General features: G+C 67.5%; 16 protein-coding genes and 2 pseudogenes. 9 read left to right on the top strand and 9 right to left on the bottom strand.

Features of this window, described 5'->3' with window-relative positions:
* Nucleotides 1-231: 231 nt before the first annotated feature.
* Nucleotides 232-312: pseudogene (locus U9983_RS07965) on the top strand (ParA family protein); the annotation flags it as partial.
* An 85-nt stretch (nt 313-397) separates the two neighbouring features.
* On the opposite strand, the gene U9983_RS07960 reads toward U9983_RS07965, so the two are convergent.
* Nucleotides 398-1,237 carry an LLM class flavin-dependent oxidoreductase gene (locus U9983_RS07960; RefSeq protein ID WP_416211308.1) on the bottom strand — a complete coding sequence of 280 codons (840 nt, stop codon included), beginning with the start codon at nt 1,235-1,237 and terminating at the stop codon, nt 398-400.
* 84 nt (nt 1,238-1,321) lie between these two features.
* On the opposite strand from U9983_RS07960, the gene U9983_RS07955 reads away from it, so the two are divergent.
* A complete protein-coding gene (locus tag U9983_RS07955) occupies nt 1,322-2,101 on the top strand; it encodes a helix-turn-helix transcriptional regulator (RefSeq protein ID WP_322753401.1) in 780 nt (259 codons plus the stop codon).
* Between the two features lie 457 nt (nt 2,102-2,558).
* Nucleotides 2,559-2,834, top strand: a complete 276-nt coding sequence (locus U9983_RS07950) for a flavodoxin (RefSeq protein ID WP_322753400.1) — start codon at nt 2,559-2,561, stop codon at nt 2,832-2,834.
* A gap of 98 nt (nt 2,835-2,932) precedes the next feature.
* Here the strand turns inward: U9983_RS07950 and U9983_RS07945 are convergent, their stop codons facing one another.
* The 3 genes from U9983_RS07945 to U9983_RS07935 form a co-directional block, all read right to left on the bottom strand.
* Nucleotides 2,933-5,305: a 2OG-Fe(II) oxygenase gene (locus U9983_RS07945; RefSeq protein WP_322753399.1), complete on the bottom strand. Its 2,373-nt coding sequence runs from the start codon at nt 5,303-5,305 to the stop codon at nt 2,933-2,935.
* Between the two features lie 166 nt (nt 5,306-5,471).
* Nucleotides 5,472-5,987 (bottom strand): hypothetical protein, encoded by a 516-nt coding sequence (locus tag U9983_RS07940; protein ID WP_322753398.1) that lies wholly within the window; start codon nt 5,985-5,987, stop codon nt 5,472-5,474.
* A 26-nt stretch (nt 5,988-6,013) separates the two neighbouring features.
* On the bottom strand, nt 6,014-6,595 hold the full coding sequence (locus tag U9983_RS07935) for an ATP-binding protein (RefSeq protein ID WP_322753397.1): 582 nt from the start codon (nt 6,593-6,595) through the stop codon (nt 6,014-6,016).
* A gap of 360 nt (nt 6,596-6,955) precedes the next feature.
* Between U9983_RS07935 and U9983_RS07930 the strand changes: the two genes are divergently transcribed.
* The 4 genes from U9983_RS07930 (at nt 6,956) to U9983_RS07915 (ending at nt 8,762) form a co-directional block, all read left to right on the top strand.
* Nucleotides 6,956-7,117 carry a hypothetical protein gene (locus U9983_RS07930; protein WP_416211305.1) on the top strand — a complete coding sequence of 54 codons (162 nt, stop codon included), beginning with the start codon at nt 6,956-6,958 and terminating at the stop codon, nt 7,115-7,117.
* Between the two features lie 43 nt (nt 7,118-7,160).
* Nucleotides 7,161-7,394 carry an AbrB/MazE/SpoVT family DNA-binding domain-containing protein gene (locus U9983_RS07925; protein WP_322753396.1) on the top strand — a complete coding sequence of 78 codons (234 nt, stop codon included), beginning with the start codon at nt 7,161-7,163 and terminating at the stop codon, nt 7,392-7,394.
* A complete protein-coding gene (locus tag U9983_RS07920; protein ID WP_322753395.1) occupies nt 7,391-7,795 on the top strand; it encodes a type II toxin-antitoxin system VapC family toxin in 405 nt (134 codons plus the stop codon). The genes U9983_RS07925 and U9983_RS07920 overlap by 4 nt, the downstream gene beginning before the upstream one ends.
* Before the next feature lie 280 nt (nt 7,796-8,075).
* Complete coding sequence (locus tag U9983_RS07915) at nt 8,076-8,762, top strand: formylglycine-generating enzyme family protein (RefSeq protein WP_322753394.1); 687 nt, start codon at nt 8,076-8,078, stop codon at nt 8,760-8,762.
* A 40-nt stretch (nt 8,763-8,802) separates the two neighbouring features.
* Here the strand turns inward: U9983_RS07915 and U9983_RS07910 are convergent, their stop codons facing one another.
* Entirely contained in the window at nt 8,803-9,138 is a 336-nt protein-coding gene (locus U9983_RS07910; RefSeq protein ID WP_322753393.1) for a helix-turn-helix transcriptional regulator, read from the bottom strand.
* Complete coding sequence (locus tag U9983_RS07905; RefSeq protein WP_322753392.1) at nt 9,135-9,506, bottom strand: type II toxin-antitoxin system RelE/ParE family toxin; 372 nt, start codon at nt 9,504-9,506, stop codon at nt 9,135-9,137. Before U9983_RS07905 ends, U9983_RS07910 begins: the two co-directional genes overlap by 4 nt.
* A 218-nt stretch (nt 9,507-9,724) precedes the next feature.
* Here U9983_RS07905 and U9983_RS07900 point away from each other — a divergent pair.
* Both U9983_RS07900 and U9983_RS07895 read left to right on the top strand, forming a co-directional pair.
* Nucleotides 9,725-9,958, top strand: a pseudogene (locus U9983_RS07900) (flavodoxin); the annotation flags it as partial.
* An 86-nt stretch (nt 9,959-10,044) separates the two neighbouring features.
* Nucleotides 10,045-10,335: a hypothetical protein gene (locus U9983_RS07895; protein ID WP_322753391.1), complete on the top strand. Its 291-nt coding sequence runs from the start codon at nt 10,045-10,047 to the stop codon at nt 10,333-10,335.
* A gap of 1,172 nt (nt 10,336-11,507) precedes the next feature.
* Here the strand turns inward: U9983_RS07895 and U9983_RS07890 are convergent.
* The 3 genes from U9983_RS07890 to U9983_RS07880 all read right to left on the bottom strand — a co-directional run bounded on the left by U9983_RS07890 (nt 11,508) and on the right by U9983_RS07880 (nt 12,743).
* A complete protein-coding gene (locus U9983_RS07890) occupies nt 11,508-11,915 on the bottom strand; it encodes a nuclear transport factor 2 family protein (protein ID WP_322749257.1) in 408 nt (135 codons plus the stop codon).
* Between the two features lie 251 nt (nt 11,916-12,166).
* Entirely contained in the window at nt 12,167-12,463 is a 297-nt protein-coding gene (locus tag U9983_RS07885; RefSeq protein ID WP_322753390.1) for a type II toxin-antitoxin system RelE/ParE family toxin, read from the bottom strand.
* Complete coding sequence (locus U9983_RS07880) at nt 12,456-12,743, bottom strand: type II toxin-antitoxin system Phd/YefM family antitoxin (protein ID WP_322753389.1); 288 nt, start codon at nt 12,741-12,743, stop codon at nt 12,456-12,458. The genes U9983_RS07885 and U9983_RS07880 overlap by 8 nt, the downstream gene beginning before the upstream one ends.
* Nucleotides 12,744-12,942: the final 199 nt, after the last annotated feature.

The raw sequence follows: 12,942 nt of genomic DNA, 5'->3' as shown, positions 1-12,942 counted from the left end.
GTGGTGATATCGTCACCTGCTGTGCGCACTAAATGATGTATTTGACTTTCCGCATCAATCCATCACTTACATGCATCCGCGTCGGAGGCTGATGGTGCGGTGCGGGCCGCTGGTGGGGGGAGCACTGGTGGGCAGAGCAGTGGTAGGTGGATCAGTGACGGGTCGGGCGTTTCGTGGCGTGCGGGCAGGGGGCCCGGGTGCCGCCGTGCCGCTGACGGCCGAGACCGCGCCATGAAGGTCGCGAGCGTCATCAACTACAAGGGCGGGGTCGGCAAGACGACCCTCACCGCGAACATCGGAGCCGAGATCGCCGGTCAGGTTGGGAGTCGGCCCGCCTGGTCGTCGAGGAAGGAGATCGTGGAGCGCTCACTGGCACGCGGGCGAGGCCGGCCGACGATCACGACGCTCCTGATACGGATTCGTGATCCACTGAGGCTCTGAGGGCGGGGATCAGGGCACCGATCCGCTCGAGCTGGTCGCGTTGGGAGCGCAGATCCAGCGCGCCCAGGCGGGTGACGATGTGGCGCGCGCCGGCGGTGACGTACCGGGCCAAGGCATTGAGGACCTGGTTCGCGGAGCCGGTGACCACTGCCTGGATCTTCTCTAGCTCCTTCAGTGGCATCCCGTAGGCGGCCCGCGCGTAGTCGGCGGGGTCGGGTGGGTAGGGCAGCCACCCGTCGTATGTCCGGCCGGTGCGGACCAGGGCGGCCGGGGTCGCGCCGCCGAGCCAGATCGGCGGGCCGCCTGCCTGGAACGGCTTGGTCGCGGGCGGGATGTCGGCGAACTCGAGGATCTCGCCGTGGAAGGAGCCGGCACCGTTCCACAGCGCTCGCCACAACGCGACCGTCTCGTCCAGCCGGGCGAAGCGCCGTTCCCACGGCACCTCGGACAGGGTGTAAAAGGGCCGTCCGAAGTGGCCGGGGAAACCCGCGCCCACCGTCACCGTGAGCCGGCCGCCGGACAGCAGGTCTATCGACGCCAGGGACTGCGCGGCCTGGATCGGCCGTCGCAGGAAAGGCAGCAGCGCGCCGGTTCCAAGGGTCACGGTCTCGGTCGTCGGGGCGAGCGCGGCCAACATCGTCAGCGCCTCGATGCGTGGGCTGATCAGCGAGTCATTGACGAAGAGCGAGGCGAATCCCAGGCGTTCGGCCCTGCGGCCGAACGCGACCAGTTCTCGAGGGTTGCCGCCCTCGCCCCACTGGGAGGCTCCGGTCGGAAGCAGTACACCGATGTCCATGGCAACGATGCTCACGGCCGGGGCAGCTAGTGACAATTCCCGGCGAGGAATGGACCGGGATGCCGCCATCGGTAGAACAGGTCTGTGGACTTCCCTCGCGCACTACGCGACTGCCGTACCCACCGTCACCTCAGCCAGCTCGACCTGGCGCTGCGGGCGGGCACCACCCAGCGGCACCTCAGCTTCATCGAGTCGGGCAGGTCCGTCCCCGGCCGGAACATGGTCCTACGCCTGGCCGAGTCACTCGAACTGCCGCTGCGGGAGCGCAATGAGCTGCTCGTGGCCGCCGGATACGTGCCCGTCTACCCGGAGCACTCGTTCGACGACCCGGTGCTGGCCCCTGTGCGCACGGCGATCGAGCACATCGTCCGCGGGCACCTGCCGTACCCGGCGCTGGTCGTGGACCGCAATGGCGACCTGATCGCAGCGAACGATGCATTCGATCTGATCACTGAAGGCGCGGCGCCCGAGCTGGTTGGCCCCGGCAAGAACGTCTACCGCCTCGCGCTGCATCCGGAGGGCCTGGCGCCCCGCATCCGCAACCTCGCCGAATGGGCGCGCCACATCCTGGCCCGCCTCGGCCATGTGGCGGAGCTACGCGCCGAACTTACGAGGTACGTCCCCGACCTGGCGCCGTCCGACGGGCAGCTCGGTTTCGCGGTCCCCCTCCACCTGGGGTCATCGCGTGGTGATCTGCGCCTGATGACGACCGTGACGACCTTCGCCACCGCCGTCGATGTAACACTCGCCGAGTTGAAGTTGGAGGCGTTTCTGCCGGTCGACCCAGCGACGGCCAGTGCCCTCACCGGGGCTGCCGGGGCGGTGCCCCCCGCGGCTCCGGGTCAGGCTCCCGGGAACATGTAGTCGGCCTTGATCCGGCCGTCGTCGCCAAGCACAACGATCTCCAGGCCCCACCTGCCACGTCACTGGTGTCGACGGACACGGTCTCCCAGCGGAACTTGACGAAGTCGTGGAGGCGTACCGCGCCGGTGCACGACCGGAATGTGAACTCCCCTTTCTCGACGAACTGCTCGAAGCTGCGTGCCACGCGGATCTCGATGGCGTCGTGCCCCTGGGCCTCGAGCACCGGGTGCTCGAATCCGATTCTCGCCGCGATCCCGCGGATCTCCATCGGCGGCTGGAGGATATGGGGCGGGCGGCGACGGCGACCGACAACTCCCGCCCAGGAATGGCCTCGCCCGGCGTATGAGATCGGCGGAAGGACTTCCTGCCGCCGCGGCGTCGCGGGCGCAGCCATCGCGGTGACTCGCTGTGCCGTGAACCCGTTCGGCCATAGGAGCCGACCTTGCGGTCACACAACATGTTCGCTCGGCGTACCCGACTTCTCGGTACTTCCTGGACTACGTCCACTATCCGATCGCTGGAAACGACGACCGGCCGCCAGTACGCCCTCTACGTTCATGGCAACGGCGACACGACCGGAGCGATCCGCGGGGTTGAGACCATCGCCACCGGGCTGAAGTGGAAACGCCTGCGCGAGCCCCTGTCGATCGTCGGTGCGGTGGACGCCGCTGTGCGTGAGGCCTGCTGGGAACTCGGGGCCACGACCGCCGCCAGCCTGATGCCGGACTCTTGACTCGTTCGTAGGGCCGGGCGGCGACGGCCGCTGGTGGTCGTCGACCAGCCCGCCTCCATCAGGGCGCTCCTCGCAGCCGCGTACCACCGATCGCAACCCTACGGAATCGGCCGCCAGGCGACCGCCAGCCACTCCAGGTCCACCTGGTCGCCTGCCCGGGCCTCCGCCTCGTTGGTGAAAAGCGCGTCGGTCTTGCGCAGAACGAGCGTGTAGGGGCGACCCTGGCGCCGGGTGACATGGCCTACGGGCAGTTCGGCGGCGTCGATCCGGGAGTGGACGTGCCGTCTGCGCGGCTCGGCGAGCGGCCAGTCCAACGTGCGCCGGTCCGGGTCCGCCAGGAATGCGCCGAGCTCCTCGCACAGGTCACAGGAGCAGCCGGCCGGGGGCAGCGTGACCGACCAGTTCCCGGCCGCGCGCGGCGGCTGGGCCAGCCGGGCACGCAGCCGTGCCGCGCAGTCGGCGGCCAGGTCGCCGAAGCCAGCCTCGCCGCGGGCGCCGTCGTCGGGCAGTTCGGCGGCGGCGCGCAGCATCGGCACCTCCAGCGCGGTGACGGCGTCCCCCTTCCGCCGGAGATGGCCGGTCACCGCGTCCCGGGTGCCCACATCCCGCAGCACGGCGGCGGCCCTCAGTATGGAGACGAGCGGTCCGGCCAGGTCAGCGAGTGCCCTGTCGCGGTAGCTGGGCGACGACGACGCGAGCGTCGTGTCGATATCCCTGCCGGCCCACGTCCACACCAGGTCGAGAATCACCCGCGCGGCCGTTGCGCCGCCGGCCGCGCGCGCGGCGGACAGCCCCGAGCACAGGCCGGGAAGCTCGTCCGCCACCCATCGCCGCCGTTGCGGCCCGCCGGTGTAGGCCCACGCGGGCTGCTGCGCGCCGAACCACGTCGCCAGCAGGTCGGCAGTCCACTGCTCGCCGTAGGCGCTGACGAGTCCCGCGAACGCGTCGGCGTTGTCGGCCGTCAGGTTCTCCGCCTGGAAGGGGCACAGCAGCGCCGTCGCGGTCGCCCCGTCCGCCAAGGCGTGCGCCGCCCGCAGCGCCTTGCCGAGGATTCCGGCGACCTCCGCCTTCGCCTCCCTGGTCCGCGCGCGCAGGGAGCCGTCCCAGAACGGCTGAAGCGTCGCCGCGGCGAACCGGGCGCCCGCCAGGTCGCCGGCTGACACCATCGCGACGAGCTCGTCGAGCGCCCAGCCGGGCGAGGTCTCGGCGCGGTTCGCGAAGGACTGCTCCCGAGGCCACACGACGACCGCCGCCCGGTGGTACCAGCGGTCGAGCGTGTTGCCCCAGTTGCCCATGTAGCCCTCGTACTCCGAGGAGTAGGGCTCGAGGTCGTCGGTCCCGGTGGAGGCGCACACCTCGTCCTCGCCCACGCCCAGCGAGACCTCTTCCAGCCGGGTGTCATCCGGGCCGGTCCAGTGCGTGAGCGTGACCTCGCGGACAACCAGCTCCTCGACGACGTACTCGGCGTCGGCGCCCGGGCCCTCGGAGTCCTCGTCGTAGTCGTCGTCGTCGTCCCAGTACCGCTCTCCTCGATCCTCGACGTATTCGCCCGCCTCATAGGCGGTGTGTGTCGTCTTGACGTCGGCGAGCGCGAGGACGGTCTCGCACCCCGCCTGGCCCGCCGCTGCCCGCAGCAGGGATACGCGAGCGGCGTCGGCGCCCTTCAACCCGCTCCAGCCCAGCGCGCGGGAGGTGTACTCGTGGTCGAGGAGGTAGACGAGCCGATTCGGTGGGCCTGCGGCGCGCAGGCCGTAGGGACTGGCCACGGGCGTGCCGAAGTGCTCGCGAAGGAAGCCGGCCAGCTCGGCGACCGTGCCCTCGTCGCCCTCCGGCAGGGCGGTGTCCCCGCGCAGCAGGAGGTTGTAGGTAAGTGCGATCCGATACCCCGACCGCACCGCGGCGACCTCGTGCCTGCAGTCGGCGTAAAAGGCGACCAGCGACAGGTCCGTCTTCGAGCCCCGGTAGGCCATCTTCTCGTCGAGGTGGCGCACCACGAGCTCGCCGCCGGTGTGGCTGGAGGGCAGTACCACCACCAGAGTGCCGATCATCGCGTTGTCCTTCTCGCTGTCCTGATGGGCGCGGAAGAACTGGCCCGGCTCGTACACCAGGAGCGCATGGAGGTCGGCCGTCAGCTCGGCGGCGATCGGCAGGCCCAGCTCGTCTTTTGCCGTCGTCAGAAGAACGTCGAGTGCCTTGTCGTCCCACCGGGCGCGGACGAGGTGCTTCGGGATCTCCCAGGTATCGCGGACGCCCGGGTCGGTCAGCGTCTCCTCGCCGCGGCCGAACCGGGCGGGCTGACCGAGGCCGAGCAGCTCGCGGGCCTGCTCGGGCCGGACCGGGAAGGTCACGGGCCCGACGCCCTCGACTTCGAGGCTCAGGTCATCCCTACTCGCCGTCAGCTCCACGCTGAACGCGGACTCCGCGTCGCCTCGCAGCATCCTCGCCAGCCGGTCACGCCCCACGGTCACCATTACCCAAGCCCTCCGATAACCCCAGGAAGCGATACCTCTCGCAGAATCTAGAGGACTGGGCGCACTCGACCGGTCTCGGCACCCAGTCGTGTGCGCCGGGTGAGACTCAGCCCAGGGCGGGTCGGACCCGGGTCGGACCGGCGAGCACCTGGAACAGATTGTCGTCCTACCAGGCCGGGAACTCGAGGCGACCAGGCGCGCCGATGACGCCGTCAAAGAGGCCGTTGGCGAGAACCCGGGTGATGACGTTGCGGTAGACCGGGTTGGCGATCTCGACCGTCGCCGCGGTCCGTCGGACCAGGCCGAGGTCGGTGGTATAGGCGAGGTCGTCGGAGAACGGGTCGAACCGGACCTCTGCGCCGGCGAGGATGGGTTCGATGATCCGCCGGACGCGCGGATCGTGGAGCCGGTCGAGCAGGGAGTCCAGGTGCGTCTCGCGCGTGACGATGATCCGTTCGGCGGCCTGGTCGACGTGGTCGCCTGTGATCGTCGTCGTGGGGACCTTCATGCGGTGCACGATCTCGTATGCGAGGGCATTGACCAGCCAAGGCTGACCCATGGTCAGCGCATAGGCGTACTCGACGGCCTGGGGGATGAACCGCTGGCCGGTGTCGGCGGTGTGCTGCCCGTAGAGCTCACGGACCTCGTCGAGGGTGAAGTCGTCCAGCCGCAGGGACGTCACCTTGATGTTGAACGGACTCGGCGACGTCAGCCTGGCCGGATCGCCGTCCGAAGCAACTCTGTAATCGCGGATGTCGCGCAGGCCGCAGAGAACGATCGACGCGGGGAAGCCGGTGGGGCGGTCGGGTAACCGTCGCGCAGCTGGCCGAGGACGCTGAGCAGGGTGCGTCCGCCGAGGGCGTCAATCTCGTCGAGGAACAGCACCAGCGGTCGCGGGCAGGCCTCCGCCCAGACGGCGAACGCTTCCGAGAGGAGCCCCTCCGCCCAGCTCTCCGGCCAGGGCGGCGGACGCAGGTCGGCAGGCAGGTTGGTTCGCGAGGTGCGTCGGGCACGCGTGAGGATCGCCCGGGTGGCCGCGCCGACGTCATCCGGCCAGGGCCGGCCCGCCTCCATCGACAGCACGACCGCCGCGTAGCGGCCACTCGCGGTCAGTTCCGCGGCGAGCGCCTGCAGCGCTGTCGTCTTGCCTGTCTGGCGTGGGGCGTGCAGGACGAAGTACTTCTTGGCCTCGATGAGATCGGGCGCCTCGGGGAGCCGCTCCGAGGCCGGGATCATGTAGTGGTCGCTCGGCACGCACGGCCCGGTCGTGTTGAACGAGCGCGTCACCATCCACCGCCGTCCCACATGGCCTCAGTAAAACACTGATCACAACTCTACGGCGTTCTGGTGCTACGAGGCACGTAGCATCGTCGCGTCTTGTTTCGTGTGCCGGAGGTCGATGCGGCCGACGAGCGGGTGCTGGCCGAGCTCGAGCGGCTCCGTGGCGAGTTGCGTCACCAGAACAACGTGAGGTGCACGCCCCAGCCCCGCGAAGCCGCGCCCCTGTTGCCGGACCCTCTGTGGGAACGATGTGAATCTGGTGTTGTGGCAGGAGCATCAGATTCACATCGTTACGCGCCCCTGACAGTAGGGGGGTGGATCAAGGAGCGGGACTGGGGTGCGTGCCGAGGAGACCGCGGCTCGGCGGATGTGGCGGCTGTCCGAACCGGTGCACGCCGTCACCTCCCTCGCGCCGGCCTGCGCTGGAAGCGCCTGCGCGACCCGGTCACCGTGGTCGGCGAGATGGACGCCGCCGCCCGCGAAGCCTGCTGGGAACTCAGCGCGATGACTGTCGCCAGTCTTGTGCCGTAGCGGGGGCGCATAATCCTCTTACTTTGAAAAGTAGGAGGCCTCGATGCGGATCACGTCCAAGGGCCAGGTGACGATCCCGGTAGAGATCCGAGAGAAGGCCGGCCTCCTCCCGGGCAGCGAGATTAAGATCATCTTCGATGACGACGGCGTCCACATCGTGCGCGTGGAGCCAGGTCCGGGCGATGGGCGCGGCCAGCGCATTGTGCGCCGGCTTCGTGGCACGGCTCCGCCGGGCATGTCCACCGATGAGATCATGGCGCTTACCCGCGGCGAGTGACGCCCGTCCTGGTTGACAGCAACGTGCTGCTCGACCTGCTTGGTGACGATCCCCGGTGGGGCGACTGGTCCGCCGATGCGATCGCGGCGGCCGCGGACGAGGCGCAGCTCGTCATCAATCCTGTTATCTACGCGGAGGTCTCCGTCCGCTATCCGCGGATAGAGGATCTCGATGACACGCTCCGGCCAGAGGTCTTTCGACGAGACAGCCTCCCGTACCCGGCGGCCTTCCTTGCTGGCAAGGCCTATACGAACTACCGCCGACGGGGTGGGACGAGGACATCGCCCCTACCAGACTTCCTGATCGGCGCACACGCGGCCGTCGCCGGCTATCGGCTGCTCGCTCACGACCCCGCACGGTACCGAACGTACTTTCCGAAGGTCGAGCTGATCGCACCTTGATGTTCGGCGCCCCGGACGCGGCCGCTGCGAAGCCTGCTGGGAGCTCGGCGCGGCTACCTCCGCGGCCCTGATGCCCTGATGGGTATGCGGGCGGGGCGGCGGCGATCCACTCACGGTTGTCGGCGACCTGTCCGCCGCCGATCGTGAGGCCTGTTGGGAACTTGGTGCCACGGTCGCGGCCAGCCTGATGCCGTAGTGGAGTCGCGGCCTCCTGGTAAACGCGCGCGAGTCTTGGCTTGACGTCTCTCCTCCGGAAACCACATCAGTAAGGTTTGTTCCCATGGACGCAGGTGCGGGGCAGGTTATGATGACCATTCCGGCGGGGCGGGTGGCGCTGTCGGACCGGCGAACGCGGCGCACGTGGTCGGTCGACCTTGCTCCCTACCAGCTTGCCGTATTTCCGGTTACTCAGGCGCAGTACGCACGTGTCATCGGGAGAAATCCGAGTACCGCCAAAGGGGACCGGCTGCCCGTGGAAGGTGTTTCCTGGTGGGACGCCGTCCGGTTCTGTAACGCGCTGTCCCAAGGCGAAGGGGTGGCACCGGCATACCGCATCCGCGCCGGCGAGAACGTCGATAGCGATAATGTCGAATGGAATACCTCCTCGCTCGGATATCGGTTGGCGACCGAGGCCGAGTGGGAGCACGCATGCCGCGCCGGTACGACGGGTCCGCGGTACGGACCGCTCGACGACATCGCGTGGTATGGGTGGAACACGGAGGATCGAATCCGCGAGGTGGGCGGAAAACTGCCCAACCGGTGGGGACTGTATGACATGCTGGGAAACGTCTGGGAATGGTGCTGGGACGTGTACGACGCCGAAGCGTACGGCACCTATCGTGTGCTCCGGGGCGGTGGATGGGCTGACGAGCAGTGGAGCTGCCGGGCATCGGTGCGGCGCCGTAGCCATCCAACATTTCAGATCGACGACGTGGGATTTCGCCTCGCGCGTTCGGTCCTGCTCTGATCGGCCTGTCGATTGGATGTCGTGACGAGCAAACCTTTTGCTACGCCGCCGGGGTGTCGGTGCCGCGCAGGATGTACAGGTCGCCGCCGAAGACCGCCGTGATCTGGATCTGGCCGCCGACGGCCTGGGCGTAGCGGGCGATGACGTCGAAGGTCGAGACCTCGCCGCGTTCGATCTGGGACACCCGGCTTTTGCTGATGCCCATGGACTCGCCAACCTCGATCTGGGTGAGACCGAGAAGTCTGCGGCGCTCCGCGAGCCGGTGGCCGTCGATGTAGGCCTGGTTGCGCCTGCGGGCCTCGGCCAGCGCTTCTTCACCGCCGACGTCGGCGATCAGACCGACGCGGACGTCGCTCCACCTGGGAAACCTGGTCATGACCTGCCCTCCTGGGTTTCCCGTTCCTTCACATACTCGACGTACAGCTTTTCCGCCCGTGGAATCGTCTTCCGGTACCAATCGGACCAATCGCCTGACTTGTCCCCGCCTACCAGCAGAATCGCCGAACGCCAGGAATCGAAGACGAAGACGATCCTGATCTCGGAGGAGCCCGCGGAACCGGGCCTGAGCTCCTTGAGGGTATGGATCTCGGAGCCGGCCAAGCGGTCGACGAGCGGCCTGCCCAGGCCTGGTCCTGCCTCTGCCAGCCGGTCGATCGCATCGACGACGAACCCCTTGGACCTCGAATCGAGCCCGTCGACCCAGCCCAAGAACTCGTCTGTGACGCGGACCTCCCACTCGTCCACGGCTTGGGTTTAGCAAATCCTCGACTCCCCGTCGCCGGACCAGCGTGGCGGAGGGCGGGCGCGCTGCCACCCTTCGGACCGTGTGGGCGGATAGTACAGACCGGTCGTATATATGTCGAAATATCGCAATCACGGCATGCGTTTCGGAGTAGACGGAGTGGGGCGAGACGGGCACCTTGTCAAGATCGCTTCGACCCCTACGTTAGCGATGGTGCTGCGACCAGATCTACTACCCCTGTCTGGACGCGACCGTGGGTCGGCCGTACGCCTTGTATGTCTACGGGAACAACGACACCGCCGGCGCAGTGCGTGCAGTGGAGTCGATCGCGACGGGCCTGCGCTGGAAGCGTCGACGGGAGCCGCTGACACTGGTCGGCGATCTGAAGTCAGCCGACCGTGAGGCAGCTTGGGAGTTGGGCGTCACGACGGCCGCAAGTCCGATGGAGACCTGACGCCACGATCCTCGCGGCGCATGCTCTCGTGCTCAAGGCCGCTGGGGCGTTAAATGACGGGTGTGGCAATCCGAAAAGTGACGGTGATGGCCGACTACCGCGCCTTTCCGCTGTGGTCCGGCGAGAGAAACGGGATGCTCTCGCCCGACGCGCTGCAACTGACCGACGTGCTGCGCGACGAGCTCGTCCGGTGGTCGGCCGACTACGACCGCTGGCTGAGCGCTAACGGCTACTGCTGGCCGAGCGAACAGGTCCAGACCGACTGGAACGAGCGAGGCTACGCACTGGCGGGCCGCGTCGCCCAGGAACTGGGGTCCTCCTACAAGGTCGTGTTCTTCGACGAGCTGCTGCAGCGCACCGTCGCAGTGACCGCTTGATTCCGCCCTGATTTAGATCTTCTGTCCGATCCGTCGCGTCCAGGCAGTCCCTGATCAAACAAAAGATCTACAAGGAGCTCTGACATGCGATCGACAGCCCGGATTCTTGATGAATCCCAAACCCCAGCGTCCACGCGCGTACGATCGCCAAAGCCATCGGTGGGGTTGACTGGCGCCGCGAGATACACCGGCCGTGAACACCGGTTGCTCCAACTCCAGCGCCAGGCAGGTAACATCGCCGTGGCCGCCGCCGTTGCACGTCAACCCGATGCCGGCGCTGCGGCGACGACTGGCGTACAGGCTGGTCGGTTCGCTAACTCAGGAACCAGCCAGCTCGGCCGAAGGCTCGGGTTCATTCCTGTCGGTGCCTATTTTGCGAACGGTATCGAAATCGTCTTCGACCTCGATCCGGGCGCTCGCGCCCGATACACGGAGTTGCATCCCAGGCAATGGTCCGGTCCCGAAGCGGTCTATTTCAAGACTGGTCCGCCGCTGAGCTCGTCGTGGCAGACGATGCTGCGTGGGAGCGGTAGTGGCGCGGATGACCCCCTGCCAGAAAGCCAGCGGATTACCGACCGCGCAGTTGTCTACGACGACAGCCCCGGCGTCTCGGTGCTGGGACACAGGGGACACACGTGGATACACGTGGTCCAGAACTTCACCGGCTGGGTCCAGGGCCGACCCAGATCGGGGGGTGCAGTGCGACGGCTCACCGAAGCCGTCGCCTGGCACAGCGTCATCAGCGTGGTCAATCCCGAGGCGGGCCGCGATGGTGGTAGCAGTTATCACGAGACAGCGGACACGAGAAGCGGTCCCGGGTGGGTCCCGCTGGACCACCCGGGATTCTGACCGAACCATGCCGGCTCTGCAGGAGAATGAATTCACCCAAACTCCGACACGAAACCGTGTCAGGCAGTTGGGCGTAGTAGGAACTCTCGACGTTGAGAGGTAGCTGGGCGCGGCAGCTGCCGCAAGCCTCATGAACCACGCCTGATACACCGGCATCAGGACACCTTCGCTCACCGGCGGGTTCCATCACCGGTGGGTTCCGCGATCTCTGCGGCGATCGCCGCGGTCGCCTGGAGAGCAGCGACCATGCCCGCACCGTATCCACGTCAGGCGCCCGGTACTACCTGTGGAGATCCCGAACTGTGGAGATCCCGAAGAGCTGATCAGTTCCTACGCGCCCCCGAGGCCAGGGCGTCGTCGAGGGAACCGATGTTGACATAGGTCGACAGCCGATGGATCAGCCCGTCACGCAGCAGGAAGAAGTAGCCGAGCCACGCCTTCTCACCGCGAGTGATGATCTCTGTCTGCACGGCGACATACTCGCCGTCAACCAGGATGGGTCCCAGGGTGGTGGCGATGTCACCAGGCGCGAACGCGGTCATCCACTGCCGGTAGTGCTCCGTGACGATCTGCCTGCCCGCACGCAGGCGAACCCCGTTGACGACCATCTCGCCGTCGGGCGCGAACAGTGCGCCGACCGCATCGGCATCCAGTGCCGTGTTCGCCGCGAAATACGCTGCGACAACCCCTGCCGGCTGTGCCAATGCGGCGGGTGCGACGTCGTGGGTCATGGTCGGATTCCTCCTGAGAGTTTCAACGCCGAATCGTGATCGACCGTAGCGTCAGCTCTGGGCTTGTCTTCTCGGCGAATGCCCAGTAGGACGAGCCACGGCCTGTTCGGGTGGTGAGGGTGTTCCACCCACTCTGTGACCCACTCCATCGACCAGCTTGTTGTCCATGTGTTATCCGCTCGCCTGTCCAACCGAGTACTACCACCAGCTCGGGGAGATCGGTCCTTGAGCACGACCTTCGGACCGTACAGTCAAAGACGGTAGACATCGCGGCGATGATCGATGTCGAGTACCTGTATTTCCCGTCGATCTTCTACGATCCGGTAACGCACGCGGTACTCGCCGCGTCGCGCCCGCCACAGTCCTTCGAACGGCTTGCGGAGCGGAGCGCCGACCACGCGCGTGCGTTCCAGTAGGGGGCCCGAGATGAACTCCCAGGCCGCGAAGGCTGCCGCCGCCGGCAGTTTCCGGCTCAGAGCCCGACGGGCACCGGGTGAGAGAAGGAGTCGGTACGGTGGCGGTGCGGGGGCCTCGGACGTGTCAGTCATCGCCCTGCTCGCGGCGTCGCCGCATGATCGCTGCCATCTCGTCCCCGGTCGTTACCTCGCCAGCGGCGACGGCCTCGTCAGCCTCTCGGATCCTCGCCATCGCCTGCGAATCGGACAGCAGTTCGAGGGTAGCCTCCAACGACTCCAGGTCCTCGGCTGAGAGGAGTACGACGTACTCGCGGCCGTTGCGGGTGATGTGGACCCGTTCGTGGGTGCGGTTGACCTCGTCGGCAATCTCGGACAGGCGAACCTTCACGTCGGACAACGGCAGCGTCAGCATAGACTAGGATTCTAGTCCATCGATGGTCCGCCTGTCAGGTCACCGGTATCCCTGTCGCGAGCCTGGGGTGCGTACCTGGCGAGACGGCGAAGGGAGGCACCCTGGTCTCGGGTGCCGGGTCTCGGGTCTCGACAACGACGTGAGGTGCACGCCCCAGCCCCGCGAAGCCGCGCCCCTGTTGCCGGACCCTCTGTGGGAA

It is taken from the genome of Protofrankia sp. Cas3, from assembly GCF_963555955.1.
In the GTDB taxonomy this organism is placed as follows: Bacteria; Actinomycetota; Actinomycetes; order Frankiales; family Frankiaceae; genus Protofrankia.
Note: the sequence above shows the minus strand (reverse complement) of the source record. Positions and strands in the feature narration are given on the sequence as shown.

Bases quoted from the DNA above. Each gene is read 5' to 3' on its own strand.
- U9983_RS07915 (WP_322753394.1), top strand. From the start codon at position 8,076: ATGGACGCAGGTGCGGGGCAGGTTATGATGACCATTCCGGCGGGGCGG.
- U9983_RS07935 (WP_322753397.1), bottom strand. From the start codon at position 6,595: ATGGTGACGCGCTCGTTCAACACGACCGGGCCGTGCGTGCCGAGCGAC.
- U9983_RS07925 (WP_322753396.1), top strand. From the start codon at position 7,161: ATGCGGATCACGTCCAAGGGCCAGGTGACGATCCCGGTAGAGATCCGA.
- U9983_RS07885 (WP_322753390.1), bottom strand. From the start codon at position 12,463: ATGACTGACACGTCCGAGGCCCCCGCACCGCCACCGTACCGACTCCTT.
- U9983_RS07960 (WP_416211308.1), bottom strand. From the start codon at position 1,237: ATGGACATCGGTGTACTGCTTCCGACCGGAGCCTCCCAGTGGGGCGAG.
- U9983_RS07950 (WP_322753400.1), top strand. From the start codon at position 2,559: ATGTTCGCTCGGCGTACCCGACTTCTCGGTACTTCCTGGACTACGTCC.
- U9983_RS07945 (WP_322753399.1), bottom strand. From the start codon at position 5,305: ATGGTGACCGTGGGGCGTGACCGGCTGGCGAGGATGCTGCGAGGCGAC.
- U9983_RS07880 (WP_322753389.1), bottom strand. From the start codon at position 12,743: ATGCTGACGCTGCCGTTGTCCGACGTGAAGGTTCGCCTGTCCGAGATT.
- U9983_RS07910 (WP_322753393.1), bottom strand. From the start codon at position 9,138: ATGACCAGGTTTCCCAGGTGGAGCGACGTCCGCGTCGGTCTGATCGCC.
- U9983_RS07890 (WP_322749257.1), bottom strand. From the start codon at position 11,915: ATGACCCACGACGTCGCACCCGCCGCATTGGCACAGCCGGCAGGGGTT.
- U9983_RS07895 (WP_322753391.1), top strand. From the start codon at position 10,045: ATGGCCGACTACCGCGCCTTTCCGCTGTGGTCCGGCGAGAGAAACGGG.